Here is an 18,514-nt window from a genome sequence, read left to right as displayed (position 1 = left end):
ACTACGCTTTCGCACAGAAAACACTTGTTGCCCCAGCTCCCCCAGGAAAGCGCCCAATCGGAACGGAAATCACCCCACGTTATGGAGATGGCTGAAATTTCCAATAAATTTTGTTCCATCACTGAAAATTATGGATGACATTTTGTTAAAACGTATGTTATGCGATTAAGTTGATTGGAGTGGAGGCTAGGCGACTCCTTGGGGATTAGCGATAGAGGAACGAAGGCTAAAACCATCACATCCTGTGATAACGCCTTCGTGACCAACATCGTGTTGGCCCGAGACCCTGCAGCGCAAGCGAAGCGGCTCATCGGACGCCCCCAGGAAAGCACCTAGCTGGAACGGAAATCAACCCCTCGTTTTGCCAAAGAGCCAACCTTTATTTATTATGGTACCTTTGTTTCACATTTTAACACCATGAATTTTAAACTATAAACATTTCTAGTTCGCATTTTTGCATTAAAAAAATGTCCACTGAGCCTTTAACGACTTAGTGGACACCCTATTATTCAATGTAGCTATTCAATTTATACAATTATTTTTGGATAAATTGTTGAGTCCAGTAGTTACCTGATTTCACATAGCCAACACCAAGATGCGTAAATTTCTCATTTAAAATATTCGCACGGTGACCTGGTGAATTCATCCAACCTTGTACTACTTCTTGAGGTGTACGTTGACCTTGTGCAATATTTTCACCTGCACTCTTATACGTAATACCTAAAGCTTTCATACGATCAAATGGTGAACCGAATGTTGGGCTAGTATGTGAAAAATAGTTTTTAGATTGCATATCTTGTGATTTTTCACGTGCAGCTGCCATCAATTTATCATCTGTTTTAAATGGTGCTAAACCAGCTTTTGTACGTTCAGCATTCGTTAATTTTACAACTTCTTGTTCAAAAGCATTCACATCTGAAGTAGTTGTTGATGGTGTAGATTGAGCTGGTTTAGTAGCTGTATTATCTTTTTGAGTTGTTTGTGTATTGTTATTTGTTGTTGCTTGTGTATTATTATTTGATGTTTGATTATTTTCTGGTACTTGTACTTCTTTTGATGGTGCTTGTGTTTGTGGTAGATTTACATGCCACTTATGATTTGACCACTGGTTTGACCATTTATAAGAATAAACTTTATTACAGTCTGTAGTTGTGTTCCCCTCTGTAGTATTTTCTGCAGCGGAAGCCATTTGAATTGGAGCTGCTAATAAAAATGTTGCACAAATTGCAGTTAGTGTTTTTTTCATTTTTGCAATTCCTCCTTCTCTGCAAACAATCGTAAAGTACGATTTTAATAAATTTCTTACCAGCATCTTCTAGCAACACCATCCGAGAAATAGATTCGCGTTAAATAGAGGGTCATTGGCATTGATTATTAGCAGGTTTCACCAACCTATGAAATACTTACGTTTTAAAGAGGGTTGACATCTCTTAAAAGCTATTAAATATTTTCAAGATTCAAATAGATTTCTGCGCGCACTCACACAAAAAAACTGCCAAAATTTCTACTTTGAGAAAGACGATACGAACAAATCTTTCGTCTGACAAGTAGAATTTAGCAGCTTTAGGATTTTTCTATTTTAACAAGCCTAAGCGTTTACTCAATACCAATGACGTTTAATCTACTTACATCTTCACCAATGATCACGAGTTTTGCGGGCATTTTTACGTACTCTGGAAGCCATTGGACCATGCCATATGCATATTGAAACAACATAGGATTTTTTACACCTTCAATTGGCACGTAACCTTTCATTCGATACACAGTTTCAGGCAATGTACGTACCCAATCCTCAAATTGCTCTTGTGTAAAGCTAACATCTTTAAATTCAACTAATCGCGAGCCCAGATGCATCGATGCTATCGGCGCTTTCACAATATCTTGTTTATTCACCTGTACAGTTGCCTTTAAATCTTCTAATAATCGTAACGGCACACGCCCATTTGTAGTTTGCAAAATAAAGGCATGAGGATTAAAGCCTTGTAGCTCATAAACAACCTGTGCCTGCTCTGCTTCTGTTAGCAAATCCGTTTTATTGGCCAGTAATAAATGTGCGTGACGGATTTGTTCCATAAATAAAGAGCGCACTTGCGGAGTTAATGTTTCTCGGTTCAGCCACAGCTTTGAATCGGCAACCGTGACTATCCCTTTAACATTTAACTTTTCTGCAAATAACGGTGAGTAAACAGCGTCTAATGCTTCCACAGGATGTGCAGCACCTGTTGTTTCAATAATGAGGACATCAAAGTCACTATCTAATAGAAGAGATTGAATTTGCGCCTCTGTTTTTTCGGCGCCGGAGCAGCAAATACAGCCCTCTAGCATTTCCTTTAACGGAATATCCTTTTCCACAGCCTGTGAGTCAAATGGTAGTTTTCCAAGCTCATTCATAATGACAGCGGGCTTTAAATTTTTTTCCTTTAGTTGTCGAATAACATCCGTTAGCATGGATGTTTTTCCACTACCTAAAAAACCACTAAATAAATATACGTCCTTCACCATTTTTACCTCCTATAAAAAAAGCTGTCGCAGGAGGCCATTAGAGACGCCTACTGCGACAGCTACTTTGTTAGTTTGTAGTTTACTCAGTTTTTGCTGGTGTATCAATTAGCAGTTCTTTTGCTTTTAACAATTGAGGATCATCTGCTTTTATTTTAGCACGTAATGCATCCATTAAAGCATACGTTGTATCGCCAGTTAAAACACCAGTTTCTTCAAAACCATTTGCAGCTTGCAGTTTTTTCACTGCACGTTCTGTATTTTGTTCAAAAATACCGTCTGCATTTCCAGGCTCATATCCTAGAACTTCTAACATCTCTTGTGCTGCTTTTACAGAATTAGATTGCACGCCCATTTTCATTTCCATAGCTGGATCTAAGTACGGTAATGATGCATAAGGTGGGTATGACACTTTAACATCTGGAGCAATGCCTTTTTCGTTAATCCAGTTACCATTTGGTGTTAACCATTTACCTGTTGTGTATTTAAGGTTAGAGCCATCTTTTAATGGTGCGACACTTTGCACTGTGCCTTTACCAAACGATGTTTCTCCAACAATTTTAGCACCAACAGATTCTTTTAATGCACCAGCTAATATTTCAGAAGCAGAAGCACTGCCGCTATCGACAAGTACTGTCACCGGAACATTATATTTTTTACCAGCAACAGCTGTTGTAATTTTTGGCTCCTCGTCTTTTTCTTGCACTTGTACAATCGCTTTACCTTCTGGAACGAATAAATTTGAAATCTCTACTGCCGCATCTAGGTAGCCGCCAGGATTTTGACGTAAGTCTAAAACGATGCCTTTAGCTTTACCTTCATAATCTGCAATAATCTTCTCAAATTCTTTTGCTGTATTTTCACTAAATGACGTTATTTGAATATGGGCAATATCCCCTTCAAGCATTTCACCGTAAACCGTTTCAACCGGGATTTCGTCACGGACAATCGTCATATTAATAGGCTCAGCATTAGTTCCTCGTTTCACGGTTAATTTTACAGGCGTTCCTTTTTCACCACGAATACGCGCTACCGCTTCAGATGCACTTAACCCATGAATGCTTTTTCCATCAACAGTTAAGATAATATCTTGCGGTAATAGCCCAGCCTTTTCAGCAGGTGAATTTTTAATAGGTGACACAACTGTAATAGCGCCGTTACGCTCTTGAATTTCCGCACCAATTCCTTGGAAACTAGAAGACAATCCAGACTGGAATTGTTCTGCTTCGTCCTTCGCCATAAAATCAGAATACGGATCATCTAATGCGTCGAACATGCCGTTAATAGCGCCGTCGACCACTTTTACATCGTCGATATCTTTGTAATACTTGTTTTTAAGTAAATCATAGGCTTCGTATAATTTTGTAAATTCTGCACGCCCACTCGGTACTTTCACTTCAACTACTTTCTTTTCACCGAATGTTAACGCAAATATCGTTAAGCCTGCAGTAATAAGGATTGTAAAGAACATCAGCATGATAAATTTAAACGGTTTCATTTGTACAAATCGTACTGCTGGTTTTATTTCAGCGGGGGGTGTTTGTTCTGGCTGCTGTTCTACACTATCTTTTTTCTGTTCATCCATCTTGATTGTCACCACTCTCATATACACTAACTTGTTGTCACACTATTACCATCTTAACAGGTTATAGGGAAGACGAAAAGAAAAAGACTGTCAAAATTTCATGACAAATCTTGTCCTACAACAATCTTCATAAAATCCAGCATGTCTAATCACTATTTTATAAGCTCTTTTTTTATGTATGTGATATTACTGTAGACTTTATAAAAAAGGTGCCTCAGAAGTACTCTTAAAGACACCTCAGTTATCTGCTAAGTTATAGGTATATAATGGTACTGCTTTTTTATTTTACTCGTTTCCTCGAAGCAGTCAACTAAAATCCTCATAGAATATTAGAAATTACCTGTACTCTTATGCATTTATAATATCATTTGCGCTGTTGTTATTGCGTAAGTTCTCTTAATTTTTTTATCACTGAATGTATTGTTAGCCTATGAAAAGTAAGAAGCTGTCCCTTATAAATGACAGAAAAAATACCGTTCGGGGTTGGCGCCAGTTCCATCAACGCTTCTCTATCTTTGAGATCAATAAGTTCCACTGGTATATTCAATGTATTGGCACCGGCTATAATATTTTCTGTTGCAATTTCGACATATGGACATTGGAATGAACGTAAAATCGTCAGGTTGTTAAAATTTTTTAATCGATCCTCCCAATCATTCGGAAAATATGGTTGTTCGGCTCCGCTGCTCAAAGGGTAGACAAGTAATTCAAAATCATATGGTGCCGTATCAATAAGTTGAAAATCGTTTTTCAAAAATAATATTTCTTTACTTGGCGCCCAAGACGTTGTTGAATTCGTAATAACAACAACACCTTTTTTGCAAGTTTTTTTGCATCTTCTAAACATTTATTAATTAATAGAGTACCGTATCCTTTTCCAACTTCATTTACCCATAAACAATGAATGACTAAATAACCATCAGCATGAACCACTCTTGAGGAATTTTCTGCTTCTGTATATTCAATAAACCCGACTTGTTTTTTATTGTCGATTACTTGCACATATTTCAAGCCTTCTTCAAATCTATTATTCAGCCAATTATTCTTATTTAAATATCCATTTGATTTCTTCTTGCTTCTAAGACAGTAGCTCCCAATTCCCTCTAAAAGTTCATCATTAAATTCTATTAATTCAACATTACCCAACGCCAATCCCCCCTATTGATTACGGTGTCATTTCACCTTTTTTGATCCTGAGCATAGCTAGTTCCCAAAGAGTCGCCCAGCCTCCACTCAACTTATATCATGGCACATGTTTTAAGCAAATGTAATCTTTCTTTTTGTATCGAACCCTTTTTTGAGTAATGTTTAAATCCCTTTGAAAGTACTAAAACTTAAACAAACAGCTCCAAATGATTAGAAAATAAAAAAATCAGGCTATTTATATATTAGCCTGATCTTCACATGGAAAATAATTGATTATTTTTTAACAAATTGATTATTTAATTTCTGAGTTACAGCACATAAAAAGAATAATAAAGTGACACATTTTAGTTGAAGTTTAAACAGTACGGATACTTATTTGATTTTGCCTTTTTTACGCTGCACGTCGAGTAATTCAGAAACTGTGACAAATCGATATCCTTGCTTTTCAAGTTCATCTAATATTTTTCCCATTGCTTTCACAGTTTGATGACGATTTCCGCCTCCATCATGAAAAAGAACGATATTACCTTCTTTAACACCTTTTAATACAGTATTCACAATTCTATTTGTCCCTGGACTTTTCCAGTCTAAAGTATCTAGATGCCATGACCACATAACAACTTTATATCCTTCTTTAGCAATCGCTTCAATCATTGCATCTGAATACTGCCCTTCAACAGGACGGAATAAAGTAGGAGTAACTCCTGTGATGTTATGAATGGTTTCATTCGTTTTCTTTATCTCCTTAAGTAAGTTCGGGACATTCGTTCTTAAGGGGTGGGTAAATGTATGGTTGGCTAGTTCATGACCTTCCTTATACATTCTTGCTACAACCTCAGGATTTTTTTCTGCATTTTGACCGACAATAAAAAAAGTTGCTTTCGCATTGTATTTGGCTAACACATCTAAAATCTGAGATGTGTACTTTCGATGCGGCCCATCATCAAAGGTAAGGGCAATAATTTTTTCATCTGTATTAATTTCCCAAACAATTTGTCCTGCTTCTTCATAATACTTTCTCCCTTTATGTTCATATTTTTCTGCGCCGACTTTTACATAAAAAAAGGAGACAGTTAATAGGCAAATAGGTAATAACAACAAGAATTTTTTCAAGTCTTCACTTCCTCAAATAAATATTTAGTCTTATTATTTGAGAAATGCTAAAAAAAATGCTCTTTTTTAATTTTTTGTTGCCGTGTATTCTCTGAAGCGAAAACAGATTGAAGTTAGAGGTTGTCCTTCCAGGGATTGTTAGATACATTTTGTCGCCAATTGATTAGCGACTCATGTTACTTACTATTCAAAAATTGTTCATTCTTTATTAAAATCTGTTTTTTCAAATGATGTTCCATATGTTCCAGATAGTCTTGGATAAGCCACTGTAGGGTCTTGAGTTCATTACTTCTGATATCACATTGAAGGGTTAGCTTTTCATTGGGGATATTTTTAATAACATTTAGGATTTTTTTATTTAAGCTCACCCATAAATTCAATATTTCATCAATTGGTAACTCTTGATACCCTTGGATTTTTACCCACCGAACTTGATCATACGGAGTTAGTACAAAGGGTTCCTTCTCGTATTGTATTTTAACGAACCTTTCTAGATTATTAATGGCAGAGTCGCATAAATGGCCTAATACCTCTTTTTTCGACCACTTTTGAGGCACTGAACGTTGTGAAATCTCTGATTCAGACATTTGATGAAACTCTTCTGGCACCTTATTTATCCATAAATTTAATTGATCAATAATATTTTGCATAGTTCCCACCCCTACTTATAAAAACTTAAGTAATAGTCAATTAATTTAATGACTTCGTATATTTTTTTATATTCTTTTTCTATTTTATAGGAAATAAACAATACAGCTACATTAAAACTTAAAACTGCGAGAGCAACTATTTGGACAAATGAGATTCCAATCATCAGCTTTGTATTAATAGCAGAGGCGATGATTGTAATCAACGATAATAGCACACCACATAATGTAATAAACATCGGCTTTGATCTAATAATTTCATTTGCTTGTAATTTCAAAACATCTAGTAAATATCGAATTTCTTTCAATTCATATTGTTGATCAAAAATCACGAAATATGACATATAAACATCGTTTGCTATATTTTCATTTAGTATATTTTTGTGAATTTTCGTCACTAATCGATCACAAAAATCTTTATCTAATGCTTTTTCAGGTATGAATAGTTCCTCTTTATTTTCAAAAACATTTGTGCCGGGATGCTTCAACCCCCTCATCCTCTCATACTGGTTTGCCAGATTTAATGACCTTATTTAGAATAGAAAACTTGTTTATAGATCAATTATGACCTCGGCATAATTGCGTCCGGATTCGGCTTTGCACAAAGAATTCCTTTCCGATTCCGAGACATCCTCCGGAGGCTTTGGGCCAACGTGATGTTGGTCACTCAGTCGTTGCCACAGGACGTAGCGTTCTTAGACTGAGCTCCTCTATTTCAGCGGGTATTTAGACACCTGCTGAAATAAGTTAAACATAGTCACCCAAATCTTTCAGCTACTTAAATTATATGAAGGGACTGAAAGGTTGTATGTTATTTTCGACAAAATTTTATTGTAAGTTTAGTATCTACGAAAAACATTCTAGAAAATCAAAAGAATTGCGCATAAAAAACCACTTTTTTTACAGCGAAGTGGTCTCCATTATGCTCAAGCTGAAATACGAGCTATTCGAACATTACCTTGCTTGATCATCATAGTAGGCTTCATTAGCTGCCTTTTTATTCGTACCTTTGAGATAAGCAAAAATTATATCTGGACGTTTCAGTAACAACCAGTCTCCATAATGGTCAAAACGTCTACACGAAGTAATCATTCCATTTTTAATCGTTCCGTATTTTTTACCGTTCTTCTTGCCCCATTTTTTTAATCGCTTAGCAAAATCAGCATCTTCTTCCATTAGCATATATTCGTTAAAACCTTTTATTGCCTGAAAGTCTTTTTTATAGCACCAAAAGATCCCTACAGAGATAAAACCGTACTTGAACAATAAAGGAACAATTAGTAGCATGCTAGAAACTACTATACCTAAAGACATTCTTTCAAAATTGCCGTTCACGCCTCCTCCGATGTATTGATTTGATGCTAGGTGCTTTTCAACTTCTGATAGCAAGTGTTCTGTCATTCGAGTATCAGCATCAATTGTAATCAGAATTTCGCCTTTTGCTAACGCAGCTCCAGCATTTCGAATTTTAGGTAAATTTTTATCGTTATTTTCCAATGTCACGCAATTGTAGGATTGTGCAATTTCTTTCGTTTTATCCGTACAACGATTGAGCACAACGATAACTTCTACTTGATCTTTATAAGGTTGTGCAGACTTTGCAATTGACTCTAAACACCCACCAATATATTTTTCTTCATTATGAGCAGGTATGATAACAGAAAATTTCACATCTTCATCAGGAACATCTTTAATAAATGGTGTGTTTTCCGACATATAAAATCTCCCCTTCATAAAGTTCTCATACAGTAACTAAATGAATCAAAACACATGTACATTTCGAAAATTGAGCAAAAAAAGAGCTGATTTTGTGATGATCAACTCTTTTGTCTTATTTTATTTAGGATTATCTTTATTAGAACTTCTGATATTTGATCTACTTGAGATGAAAACTGCTGTTGAGAAAATAAATATACTTGTACATAGCCACATTGTTATGCCATTCCATTCACCATTTAATAATGTAATGTTTGTAAGAATGGTTAGTTGCATGATACAAGTGCTATATAAAGAATTAAGGAATAGTTCATATAAACACCTCCACTCAAAACAATCCATTAATTATGTATATTCAACAAATATTCCAAGATACCTTTAAATACAGAACAAAAGTACTGCAATGGTATATTGCAGTACTCTAAAATCGAATGGGCTTAGCTTCCGAATGCAAAAATAAGCTCCGTCTCACATGCTATTTCTCCGTCAACTGTTGCGACTCCCCGCCCTTTACCAATGGCACCTTTTAGACGTGTAATTTCCACTTCTAGACGCAGTTGATCACCAGGTTTCACTTGTTTTTTAAAGCGACAATTATCAATACCTGCCAGTAATCCAAGTCTTCCTTGATTCCCTTCTTTTGTAAGCATAATAATGGCACTTACTTGGGCTAATGCTTCAACAATTAATACACCCGGCATTACTGGATAATTAGGAAAATGTCCATTAAAAAACTCTTCATTTATCGTTACATTTTTAATGGCTACTGCTCTCTTCCCCTCTTCTAATTCTAATACTCTATCCACTAATAGAAACGGATAACGATGTCTTAAAACTTCTTGTATTTGTTGAATATCTAGCATCAAAAAAACCTCCAATATTTTTATTACCTAATTCTAACATTAAATATTAGTAGTTGGTACTATTTTTGTGTTTAAAAAATAAAAGTCACATCCCTTTAGATGTGACTTTTAAACAGCATAAATCTTCAGTAATTAAGCAATGAGAGCAAAGTAATATGAATGGCAAAAGATATATCCCATCTTTTTATATTCACCACAACTCTTTGACTATATTTCAATAATGTACAATATTATGAAAATATCGCCAAAATATTTTCTGATTTTTATAAATAATTGTTTTCGCTTTTTTTCAGTATTTCATTATCGACAGGTACATAGAAGATAGCATATAATATTTTTTACATTCATTTAGTCAATTTTATTATTATCTTACTTGAATGTTTAGTTTATTAGAATAGGATGGGTAATCATGTTATCTTTTATTGCAATAGTTTTTCTTTTATTTTTAATTCCAGGTCCTGCGGTGATCATTACCATTACGCAAACGCTCAAGGGTGGTAAAAAAAACGGTATTTTCACGGCACTAGGAATTGGGCTAGGTGATTTAGTCCATACGTCAGCAGCTGTCTTAGGGTTATCCGCAATTTTAATGAAATCTGCCACTGCGTTTGAAGTAGTGAAATATATTGGTGTTGCCTATCTTGTTTATTTAGGTATTCAAATGCTACTAACAAAGCCACAAAAAATTGAAAAACCTACTGTTGAACAAAGTCCAGCAAGTACTTCGTTCCGACAAGGTTTTTTAGCGGAAATTTTAAATCCAAAAACGGCATTATTTTTCTTAGCATTTTTACCACAGTTTGTTCAACATAATGGCCAATCCATCACTGTACAATTATTAATTTTAGGCATTACTTTTGTTGTGATGAGCGCTTTGTATACTATTTTGTTAGCGATTATTACAAGCTTTATTGGTGAAAAAATCTTTACGAAAACAACAAACAATGGTTCGCGTTGGCTTGAAAAGGCTGTTGGTTTCGTTTATATAGGGTTAGGCGTTAAATTAGCGCTTCAAACTCAAAGTAAATAAATAGTTTCTTAGGGAGAACACGATTAAAAACGTGCTCTCCCTTTTTCAAAATCAAAATAATCATTCGCAACTTCTATTCCTTCATCTTTTAACATATCTTCAGCTAGCCACAGTATACACCCTTTTTTTCGATAATTATGTTTCAAGAACAAGTCCCATCTCAACTCTTACTTCCCTTTTTTCAATATCTTTATTGGAGTAACTTATTAGGTCACATCCAATAAGATGAAATCCATGCTTTCGGTAAAATTGTATAGCAGGTAAATTAGAAGTTTGTGTTTCTAATACAATCGCCCTCACTCCTATTTCTGCTGCTCGCTTTTTGACCAAAGCCATGAGTTTACTACCAATCCCTTTATGTTGACGAGATTGATCAATATGAATATCATTAATTCTTAACACATTATGCCACTTCTCATGACTGAAGCTAACAATCCCTGCTTCTTCTCCATTAAACTCAGCAATATAGCATTCAATATCCTCTCTATGATCTTCAAAAATTTCTCCTTCCAAATATTTGTGAAATGGAGTGTCGAGATGTTTTAATGTAAAATTGCTAATTCAGTAAAGAATCAGATGTATTTATTAACCATTTTTATACATTTAAATTAATTCGAAGTTCCGCTACGGCTACTCGCTTTCCCGCGGTAAGCTTTGCTCTGCGACGAAAGCAAAGCGACAGGAGCCCTACGCTACAATCAGTTACAATGAGATTATATTAGCAAAATATCAACAAAAAATCCTTTTATCGCTCAATAATAAACCTATTTTTTCCTAATCAACACTCCTGGTAAAGAATAATATAATATTTTCTTATTGCCTCTATCCAGTTTTTTATGTACAAGCTTATAGACCATTGGCAAAGCAAAAGTCTATAGGCTTGATGTTGCTTATTCTATTTACTGTTTTGGTGTATTTGCGGTAAGTGGATTACTGTTTGCAACTAATTGTACTGGTGTCGTGCCTTGCTGAGAGGACGGTGTCATTTGTTGTGCATTGTTTGAATTTATCATCCCAAAACGTTTCAGCACACTAAAAATTGCAGCTCCGCCAATAATTCCCCATGCTAAAAATCTCACTGAAGAACGCCTCCTTTCTCATACTGACTATTTTTAAAAACAGCTTTAGTATTGGAAATCCTATGCGGTTTATACTGTGTTAACTATATGAGTTTTTTATCCAATCCGCTGATTATTTCCAAAAATCTCAGAATATAGTAGAATAAAAATAAAATAAAATCCAAATGGAGGTAGAACATGAATATAAAAATTGCAACAATAAATGAGATCCCACAAATAGAAATATTATATGCAGAACTGTTTTTAGAGATGTCAAAACTACAACCAAATTACATAGCGCCTGCAAAACAGGATGTGGAGTTTCTTAAAAACACAATTTTGGAAGAAAAATCAGATATTATAGTTGCTGAAATAGATAACAGGATTGCAGGCTTTTTACTAATTCAAGAATTAGCTACTCCTCCGTATTCTTGTATCGTCCAGCATAGTTATGCATATGTAATGGATGTAATTGTTGGAGGACAATACCAAAGCAAGGGCATTGGTTCACTTTTACTACAAGTGGCAAAAGAATGGGCAGCAGAACGTAAACTAGATTATTTGGAGTTAAGCGTCTTAGCAGAAAATAATGGCGCTTTTACCTTGTATAAAAGACTTGGATATAAAGAAACGAGCCGTACTATGCGCTTAGAAATTAATAACTAAATAAACAAGTAAAACAGATAACTAATAATGATTATCTGTTTGTACACCCAAATCACATTCTCAGTTTAATCAATTAAGCCTGCACGATGCAGGTCAGTTAGCCGTTATCGCATGGATGCGATGATTTTAGGCTAGCATCCCCTAAGAACTCCTTTCAAATCCCGTGACATCCGAGTGTTGTTGTTGTTGTTGTTGCTGACGCTTCGCTTTCGCACAGATAAAACCGTGTTGTTGACGCTTCGCTTTCGCACAGATAAATTGCCACAGGACATGGGTTCTTAGACTAAGTTCCTCTATTTCAGCGGGTGTTTGGAAACCCGCTGAAAAGTAGTTTAAATCTGCATTCATCTCACCACATATAGCGGAGGGAGACTTCTGTAGCTGACGTTTCACTTTCGCTACGAAAACATTTGTAGCTGACGTTTCACTTTCGCTACGAAAACATTTGCTGAAAGAAGTTAAAATGTGTATTCTTCTCCATCTTCCGGCACGAATACATGTGCAGCAATTCCTCTTTCATTGATAAAGTTTCTTAATTCCTCTCTTGATAATGTCCAATGATTGATAGCTTCCATATGACTCACGATAATTTTTGCGTTTCGAGCGGCTTTGGATAATTCAAAAATATCATCTTTCCCCATTATGAGAGAGCCTCCCTCTAAAAATTGATTGTCTCCCCCATTAACGATCATAATTTCTGGTTGATTTTTTTCGAGCACTTCTCGAACTCCTTCATACCAAACAGTATCTCCAGCGATATATAATTTTTTTCGCTTGGATGTTTCAAGACAACACCACATGCTTGGCCATTTAATTTTAAAATTTCTCCCCTGCCATGCTCCCCTTTTGTTTTGATTAGTTGAATACCTTCAAAAAAAGTATCTTCTTGTAAAACTTCGACATTGAAAAAGCCAACTTTTTTTACTTCATTAGCATCCTCTTCATTTTGAACAAACATTTTAAGATCTTTCGGTAGTAATAGTCTCATTTTAAAGCTTAGGAGGTTTTTGAGTAAAAATTGAAGTGGGTTTTGTGTTCCCTCAGACTAATTATTTTGGGGAAAGTTTGCTTTAGGGGGCCGAACAAATACGCAGAACTATGGATATTTGTGTTAAAGTTCGGGTTCTGCGCATAGGTTATTTGAGTTATAAGACAATTGTTTTTTTAGAAAATTAGATAGATTAATGATTCAAAACTTCAGGAACTAGAGGAGTTGATGATGCTTTCGAATCTCATACAGTGGTTATTCAATACTCATTTTTATAATTATCTGCCATATTTAAATCTCTAAATGAAATTTTAAAAATTTGTTCTGCTACCAATTCTGAAAGAGTTTTAATTCCATAGTCAATTTCATTTAAGGATGCATAAGAATAAGAAATTCTTAAATATTGATTAGAGTGAAACTCATACAAATCTCCAGGGTGAACAAGTATTTTCCGACTTAAGGCTTTAGTAAAAAGCTGGTACATGGATATACCTTCATTTAACTTAAGCCAGATGAAATATCCGCCCCTAGGGATATTCCATGTACCGATGCCGGTAAAATATTTCTTTAATGCTTCAAGAGCAACATCTCTTCGGATCTTAACATTTTTCCTCATTATATCGTTATGCTGATAATAAAGACCACTAGAGAATAGTTCTGTGGTTACATTCTGGGAGAGTGAGCTGGTTCCATAATCAGTTTGCATTTTTATATCTGCCAATCTTTCAATGACTTTTTCTGATCCAACAATCCATCCAATCCTGAGACCAGGACTTAAATTCTTCGATATTCCACCAATATATAATACAAGTCCATTGTTATCAAATGCCTTTATTGGCTGTGGAGGTTGTTCATCAAACCAAAGCTCCCTATATACATCATCCTCGATAATAGGCAAACGTTCCCTATCACACGCATCAACAAGCGTTTTTCTTCTTTCAAGTGACATGACACTCCCGGTAGGATTTTGAAAAGTAGGTATTGTAAAAAGCATTGCTCCTTTTCTCCGCCTATGTCGATCAACCAATTCTTTTATTTCTATACCTTCTTCATCCAGCTTAATTCCTGAAAGCTGCATTCCGAACGATTGAAAGGTTCTAAGAGAGTATAGGTAGGATGGCTTTTCAACATATACTACTGAGTTCGTGTGCAAAAGGCCAAGGGAAATAAGCTGCAGTGCCTGCGAAACACCAGAGGTAATCAAAACTGAGGATGGATCAGCTTCTATTCCTATTGTTTTAAGGTATGTGCATACCTCTCTTCTTAGATGGATATTTCCTTTTGGTTCTTCATAACCCAGCGATGCCATAGACTTAGACAGTTTTTTTAGTACGCCCTGAATCATTTTGTTAGGTATTAATTCAGGGGAAGGTTCGCAGGAACCCATTCGGATGATATCAGGTTGGAATTCAGCCTGATTGATCTGCTGCATTATATTTTGATTTGTTTGATGTAATCCCGAAGATATATAGGGAAGCCAATTATATGAATGATTAATGGACATTAATGTCCATGTATTGTTTATTACTTTTGTACCTCCACCAGCATTACCGCTAATAAGGCCTTCAGCTGCTAGCTCTTCAAGGGCAGATACTACGGTACTTCTGTTTACACAGAAAATTTCAGAAAGTGTCCGCTGACTTGGCAATTTGAAACCAACTGGCCATTCTCCAGTTGCTATTTTATCTTTTATGAAGTTAACAATCTGTATATTCAATCGATCAGGATTATTTCTATCAGGTTTCCAGTTGATATCCAACATAAAATTCCTCCAAAATCATAGTACTTTTACCATATCATTTGGTTGGTTAAATAACAACCAAGAATGGTTGGAGACTTTTTGTTGTTGTTCAAATACAATTACATTAACAGATATTAAAATTTTAAAGGAGAATGATAACTATGGTACCAATAAGAATTCTAAGTGATAATGATGTTAAGAACATTCTTGATATCAAGAATACAGTAGCATGTGTAGAAAAAGCCTATGCGCTTAAAGCCAACAATCAGGTGAGACTATTCTCCATGGTATCTGAGGTGATTTTTGAGGGTAGGGCAGAAATGGATATTAAATCAGGGATGCTTAATGAAGAAGATGTGTTTGGATTAAAACTCGTTTCATGGTTTGGTGATAATAAAAATCAAGGGCTTCCAGCTATAACTGGGCTGACTATGTTATTTGATTTGAAGAATGGGTTTCCTAAGGCAATGATCAATGCAAGTTATTTGACAGGAATGCGTACTGGAGCAGCAGGTTCAATAGGCGTGAAACACTTGTCAAAACAAGATTCAAAAACACTAATGATTGTAGGTACAGGAGTTCAGGCGATTTTTCAAATAGCAGCCACTCTATCTCAAGTTCAGACAATCAACAAGGTATATATATATGACCCCGTAAAATATGAAAATGCATCAAAATTCCAGTATTCAATAAAGACGGAACTAGATAAAATCATAAATGATATCAACGATACTTATAATAAGAGCTGGAAACAAAGAATTGAGTCAGTTCAGTTTGTAGCTGTAGAAAATCCAGTGAAAGCTTTGGAAGAAACCGATGCAGTAATTACGATAACGCCTTCGCGAAAACCACTGATTTTTAAGGAGTGGATTAAGCCAGGCATACATTTCAGCTGTGTGGGGGCAGACATGACTGGAAAACAGGAAATAGATGAAAAGATCTTTGAGGTAGCTTCTGTATATGTAGATGATATTACACAAGCATCGACAGTCGGAGAAACACAAAGTGCTATAAGGGCTGGTATATTAGGCAAAAACAATTTGACTGAAATCGGACAATTCATACTTGGAAATGCGAAAGGACGTACAAGTGATGAAGAAATTACGATTTTTGATAGTACTGGCATAGCATTGCAGGATCTTGCAGTTTCAAAATATATTGTATCAAAAGCAGAAGAAATGAATGTTGGGACAATCGTGCAAATATAAAATCGATATACAATTTGGAGGGATCATATTATGAAGTTAAAAGTTTATACATTAAATTCATTTGCAAAATCCATTGAGGGAGGGAACCCTGCCGGAGTGGTACTTAGCGCTGATTATCTATCAGATGAGGACATGAAAAAAATAGCAGGTATCATCGGTTTTAGTGAGACTGCTTTTGTCATGAAGTCAGACCTTGCTGACTTCAAGGTTAGATTCTTTACACCTAATGAAGAGGTTGATCTTTGTGGCCATGCAACGATAGCAGCGTTCTATACACTTTCAAGCCAAGGATATATTAAACCAGGAAAATATTCTCAAGAAACAAAGGCTGGAATTTTAAATGTAGAAGTAATGGAAGACCTATCAATTATGATGGATCAAAATGCTCCAAGCTATTATGAATTAATAGACAAGGAGGAAATTGCAGATTCCTTAAATATTACTATAGATGAAATGTTGGGGGATCTACCAGTGCAAATTGTATCTACTGGCCTTAGGGATATACTTGTACCGATTAGAAACTTAGATATATTAAATTCTATAAAGCCAGATTTTGAAAAAGTAACAAATATCAGCAGTAAATATAATACCATTGGTTATCATATTTTTACCCTTGAATCACTAAAGGGTTCAAATGCTCACTGTAGAAATTTGGCACCTTTATATGGAATTCCAGAAGAATCTGCAACTGGTACATCCAATGGTGCCCTTTCATGTTATCTATATAAATATGGTAAAATCAAACCTGAACATGTTATTAATATATCTGTTGAGCAAGGTTACTCTATGAAAAAACCTTCAGAAATAGTTATAGCGTTAACCACTCAAGCGAAAGAAATTATTGAGGTAAAGGTGGGCGGAAAAGCATTGAATTTGTCTGAAACAGAGGTTGAAATATAATTGTAGAATATAAATTTCTAATAAATTGACATAATAAGATAGCCGGATTAGGTGTTATGTTACATCTAGTATGGCTGTTTTTTTCTTAATTAAATATCCTTGGTAATATGTTGGCTATTATTATAGCCAATTATATTTTTAAGCATAAAACTGAATTCGTAAACTAATTGATTCTTTTTTTTAGGATTATCTCCAATGTCCTTTAGTTTTTGTTTAATTGGTCCATCCGTAGGGGGATATTGTGTATCAAGTGTAGGATCAAGAAATGGACTAATAATTGCTTCATCACCACTTCTAGTTATATAAGTATCTAATTCTATTTCTTCATCTAGTAAAACTGTCTATTGTCATTAGTAAATAAGAAGAATACCAGGCTCTTTTCGAAGATTGCCTGGTATTTTTCAATTGTTGAAGATTTAATTCTCCACTTTTACATAAATACTACCGAATAACTTCCCAGCAATATAGGCATCCAGCTTCCACATACCGCTTTTTGGGAAAGTCATATTAGTCGGAGCATGGATATCTGCCCCACTGTTCGGTCCAAGTAACTTAGCATCTGTAACCAATTCAATTTCATTATGCGTTAATTGGTGAGTACCCTTTACACTAAGGAATTCTCCTGTTTTTACGCTTTCTCCCCAAAAGTGCCAGCCGTATTTTCCAGGTTTACTAGCAAATAATTTCCCTTCTTTACTATGCGTAAATCCTAATAATTGTGGTTGACCAATCAAGCTTAAATTTTCTGATGTGAAATACTCGCTTTCTTTCCACTTATTTTCCTTGGCTAAAACTTCCCCAACAAGTATCGAACTATCATCCTGTTGAATTTTGCTGTTTGATTCTTTATGTGAGCAACCTACTAATACCAATCCACAAATTGTGATAAAACTTAAAATTCTTTTCACACTTATATCCCCTTTTTATTGTTTAATGATTATTTTTCATTTTTTGTTACAAAAACAAAATTTATCATTGTCATTTCCGTTATATTCTAAGTGTAATTGCGCACTCTAAACGTAACTAAACAATAGCGGAGGTTATAGCAATGAAAAAATTCTTATTTATGGGCGCAATGGCTGCGTTCTTACTAACTGCCTGTTCTTCACATGACGAAGCTCCGGCTAGTGAACAAGCAGAAGCAAAAGAGAAAACCGTTAATGCTGAAACAAAAGAAAATCTTGAGAAAGGTTTTCTATATGAATCAGAAGATCCGTTTAAAAAATAATTTGAAGAAGACAGATAACTAATTAGGGTTATCTGTTCTTTATTGTGGAACTAAGAAAGGTTGCAGAAAAGCAAATGTTGATTTATTTTTAGAATCATCTAGATAAGATGACCGAATTAGAGCGGT

General features: G+C 35.1%; 21 protein-coding genes and 1 pseudogene. 5 read left to right on the top strand and 17 right to left on the bottom strand.

The genetic code is table 11. The features are described 5' to 3' along the window. Nucleotides 1-535: 535 nt before the first annotated feature. From ACFXN8_RS06300 to fabZ, 10 genes are all read right to left on the bottom strand, one after another. The gene (locus tag ACFXN8_RS06300) at nt 536-1,246 is read right to left on the bottom strand and encodes a CAP domain-containing protein (protein ID WP_386843680.1); all 711 of its coding nucleotides are present in this window, start codon (nt 1,244-1,246) and stop codon (nt 536-538) included. Between the two features lie 350 nt (nt 1,247-1,596). After that, complete coding sequence (locus ACFXN8_RS06295; protein ID WP_386843897.1) at nt 1,597-2,499, bottom strand: CobW family GTP-binding protein; 903 nt, start codon at nt 2,497-2,499, stop codon at nt 1,597-1,599. 82 nt (nt 2,500-2,581) lie between these two features. Beyond that, nucleotides 2,582-4,084, bottom strand: coding sequence for a lmo1851 family serine protease (locus ACFXN8_RS06290; RefSeq protein WP_386843678.1), 1,503 nt, complete (start codon nt 4,082-4,084; stop codon nt 2,582-2,584). 379 nt (nt 4,085-4,463) lie between these two features. Continuing rightward, complete coding sequence (locus tag ACFXN8_RS06285) at nt 4,464-4,838, bottom strand: hypothetical protein (RefSeq protein WP_386843676.1); 375 nt, start codon at nt 4,836-4,838, stop codon at nt 4,464-4,466. Beyond that, the gene (locus ACFXN8_RS06280) at nt 4,835-5,230 is read right to left on the bottom strand and encodes a GNAT family N-acetyltransferase (RefSeq protein WP_386843674.1); all 396 of its coding nucleotides are present in this window, start codon (nt 5,228-5,230) and stop codon (nt 4,835-4,837) included. The genes ACFXN8_RS06285 and ACFXN8_RS06280 overlap by 4 nt, the downstream gene beginning before the upstream one ends. Nucleotides 5,231-5,602: 372 nt before the next feature. Further along, nucleotides 5,603-6,343, bottom strand: coding sequence for a polysaccharide deacetylase family protein (locus ACFXN8_RS06275; RefSeq protein WP_376074463.1), 741 nt, complete (start codon nt 6,341-6,343; stop codon nt 5,603-5,605). A gap of 176 nt (nt 6,344-6,519) precedes the next feature. Next, complete coding sequence (locus ACFXN8_RS06270) at nt 6,520-6,993, bottom strand: DinB family protein (protein WP_386843671.1); 474 nt, start codon at nt 6,991-6,993, stop codon at nt 6,520-6,522. Nucleotides 6,994-7,004: 11 nt separating this feature from the next. Continuing rightward, nucleotides 7,005-7,478: a hydroxymyristoyl-ACP dehydratase gene (locus ACFXN8_RS06265; protein WP_376074465.1), complete on the bottom strand. Its 474-nt coding sequence runs from the start codon at nt 7,476-7,478 to the stop codon at nt 7,005-7,007. Between the two features lie 466 nt (nt 7,479-7,944). Next, a complete protein-coding gene (locus ACFXN8_RS06260) occupies nt 7,945-8,706 on the bottom strand; it encodes a glycosyltransferase (protein WP_386843669.1) in 762 nt (253 codons plus the stop codon). A gap of 437 nt (nt 8,707-9,143) precedes the next feature. Continuing rightward, the gene (gene fabZ, locus ACFXN8_RS06255) at nt 9,144-9,569 is read right to left on the bottom strand and encodes a 3-hydroxyacyl-ACP dehydratase FabZ (RefSeq protein WP_376074467.1); all 426 of its coding nucleotides are present in this window, start codon (nt 9,567-9,569) and stop codon (nt 9,144-9,146) included. Nucleotides 9,570-9,978: 409 nt separating this feature from the next. Between fabZ and ACFXN8_RS06250 the strand changes: the two genes are divergently transcribed. Continuing rightward, nucleotides 9,979-10,599 carry a LysE family translocator gene (locus ACFXN8_RS06250; protein ID WP_386843666.1) on the top strand — a complete coding sequence of 207 codons (621 nt, stop codon included), beginning with the start codon at nt 9,979-9,981 and terminating at the stop codon, nt 10,597-10,599. Between the two features lie 23 nt (nt 10,600-10,622). Here the strand turns inward: ACFXN8_RS06250 and ACFXN8_RS06245 are convergent, their stop codons facing one another. The 3 genes from ACFXN8_RS06245 to ACFXN8_RS06235 form a co-directional block, all read right to left on the bottom strand. Further along, nucleotides 10,623-10,745 (bottom strand): hypothetical protein, encoded by a 123-nt coding sequence (locus ACFXN8_RS06245; RefSeq protein ID WP_386843664.1) that lies wholly within the window; start codon nt 10,743-10,745, stop codon nt 10,623-10,625. Then, on the bottom strand, nt 10,735-11,112 hold the full coding sequence (locus tag ACFXN8_RS06240; RefSeq protein ID WP_386843662.1) for a GNAT family N-acetyltransferase: 378 nt from the start codon (nt 11,110-11,112) through the stop codon (nt 10,735-10,737). The genes ACFXN8_RS06245 and ACFXN8_RS06240 overlap by 11 nt, the downstream gene beginning before the upstream one ends. 386 nt (nt 11,113-11,498) lie before the next feature. Next, nucleotides 11,499-11,678, bottom strand: a complete 180-nt coding sequence (locus ACFXN8_RS06235) for a hypothetical protein (RefSeq protein ID WP_376074470.1) — start codon at nt 11,676-11,678, stop codon at nt 11,499-11,501. 177 nt (nt 11,679-11,855) lie between these two features. On the opposite strand from ACFXN8_RS06235, the gene ACFXN8_RS06230 reads away from it, so the two are divergent. After that, nucleotides 11,856-12,323, top strand: a complete 468-nt coding sequence (locus ACFXN8_RS06230; protein WP_386843660.1) for a GNAT family N-acetyltransferase — start codon at nt 11,856-11,858, stop codon at nt 12,321-12,323. Nucleotides 12,324-12,464: 141 nt separating this feature from the next. On the opposite strand, the gene ACFXN8_RS06225 is transcribed toward ACFXN8_RS06230, so the two are convergent. The 3 genes and pseudogenes from ACFXN8_RS06225 to ACFXN8_RS06215 all read right to left on the bottom strand — a co-directional run bounded on the left by ACFXN8_RS06225 (nt 12,465) and on the right by ACFXN8_RS06215 (nt 15,073). Continuing rightward, on the bottom strand, nt 12,465-12,671 hold the full coding sequence (locus ACFXN8_RS06225; protein ID WP_386843658.1) for a hypothetical protein: 207 nt from the start codon (nt 12,669-12,671) through the stop codon (nt 12,465-12,467). A gap of 110 nt (nt 12,672-12,781) precedes the next feature. Continuing rightward, nucleotides 12,782-13,302: pseudogene (locus ACFXN8_RS06220) on the bottom strand (MBL fold metallo-hydrolase); the annotation flags it as partial. Nucleotides 13,303-13,570: 268 nt separating this feature from the next. Further along, the gene (locus ACFXN8_RS06215) at nt 13,571-15,073 is read right to left on the bottom strand and encodes an aminotransferase-like domain-containing protein (protein WP_386843656.1); all 1,503 of its coding nucleotides are present in this window, start codon (nt 15,071-15,073) and stop codon (nt 13,571-13,573) included. A 140-nt stretch (nt 15,074-15,213) separates the two neighbouring features. Here ACFXN8_RS06215 and ACFXN8_RS06210 point away from each other — a divergent pair, with 140 nt between their 5' ends. Both ACFXN8_RS06210 and ACFXN8_RS06205 read left to right on the top strand, forming a co-directional pair. After that, nucleotides 15,214-16,260, top strand: a complete 1,047-nt coding sequence (locus ACFXN8_RS06210) for an ornithine cyclodeaminase family protein (RefSeq protein WP_386843654.1) — start codon at nt 15,214-15,216, stop codon at nt 16,258-16,260. A gap of 30 nt (nt 16,261-16,290) precedes the next feature. Next, nucleotides 16,291-17,160, top strand: a complete 870-nt coding sequence (locus ACFXN8_RS06205; protein WP_386843652.1) for a PhzF family phenazine biosynthesis protein — start codon at nt 16,291-16,293, stop codon at nt 17,158-17,160. A gap of 416 nt (nt 17,161-17,576) precedes the next feature. Here the strand turns inward: ACFXN8_RS06205 and ACFXN8_RS06200 are convergent, their stop codons facing one another. Then, nucleotides 17,577-18,068 carry a hypothetical protein gene (locus ACFXN8_RS06200; protein ID WP_386843650.1) on the bottom strand — a complete coding sequence of 164 codons (492 nt, stop codon included), beginning with the start codon at nt 18,066-18,068 and terminating at the stop codon, nt 17,577-17,579. A gap of 140 nt (nt 18,069-18,208) precedes the next feature. On the opposite strand from ACFXN8_RS06200, the gene ACFXN8_RS06195 reads away from it, so the two are divergent. Further along, nucleotides 18,209-18,388, top strand: a complete 180-nt coding sequence (locus tag ACFXN8_RS06195; protein WP_386843648.1) for a hypothetical protein — start codon at nt 18,209-18,211, stop codon at nt 18,386-18,388. Nucleotides 18,389-18,514: the final 126 nt, after the last annotated feature.

The organism is Lysinibacillus sp. NPDC059133, assembly GCF_042755925.1.
Lineage (GTDB): Bacteria > Bacillota > Bacilli > Bacillales_A > Planococcaceae > Lysinibacillus.
This window is presented reverse-complemented; position numbering and strand designations above follow the sequence as displayed.

Coding starts and splice junctions, on each gene's coding strand:
- ACFXN8_RS06300 (WP_386843680.1), bottom strand. CDS start 1,246: ATGAAAAAAACACTAACTGCAATTTGTGCAACATTTTTATTAGCAGCT.
- ACFXN8_RS06290 (WP_386843678.1), bottom strand. CDS start 4,084: ATGGATGAACAGAAAAAAGATAGTGTAGAACAGCAGCCAGAACAAACA.
- ACFXN8_RS06270 (WP_386843671.1), bottom strand. CDS start 6,993: ATGCAAAATATTATTGATCAATTAAATTTATGGATAAATAAGGTGCCA.
- ACFXN8_RS06260 (WP_386843669.1), bottom strand. CDS start 8,706: ATGTCGGAAAACACACCATTTATTAAAGATGTTCCTGATGAAGATGTG.
- fabZ (WP_376074467.1), bottom strand. CDS start 9,569: ATGCTAGATATTCAACAAATACAAGAAGTTTTAAGACATCGTTATCCG.
- ACFXN8_RS06250 (WP_386843666.1), top strand. CDS start 9,979: ATGTTATCTTTTATTGCAATAGTTTTTCTTTTATTTTTAATTCCAGGT.
- ACFXN8_RS06230 (WP_386843660.1), top strand. CDS start 11,856: ATGAATATAAAAATTGCAACAATAAATGAGATCCCACAAATAGAAATA.
- ACFXN8_RS06225 (WP_386843658.1), bottom strand. CDS start 12,671: ATGAATGCAGATTTAAACTACTTTTCAGCGGGTTTCCAAACACCCGCT.
- ACFXN8_RS06215 (WP_386843656.1), bottom strand. CDS start 15,073: ATGTTGGATATCAACTGGAAACCTGATAGAAATAATCCTGATCGATTG.
- ACFXN8_RS06210 (WP_386843654.1), top strand. CDS start 15,214: ATGGTACCAATAAGAATTCTAAGTGATAATGATGTTAAGAACATTCTT.
- ACFXN8_RS06205 (WP_386843652.1), top strand. CDS start 16,291: ATGAAGTTAAAAGTTTATACATTAAATTCATTTGCAAAATCCATTGAG.
- ACFXN8_RS06195 (WP_386843648.1), top strand. CDS start 18,209: ATGAAAAAATTCTTATTTATGGGCGCAATGGCTGCGTTCTTACTAACT.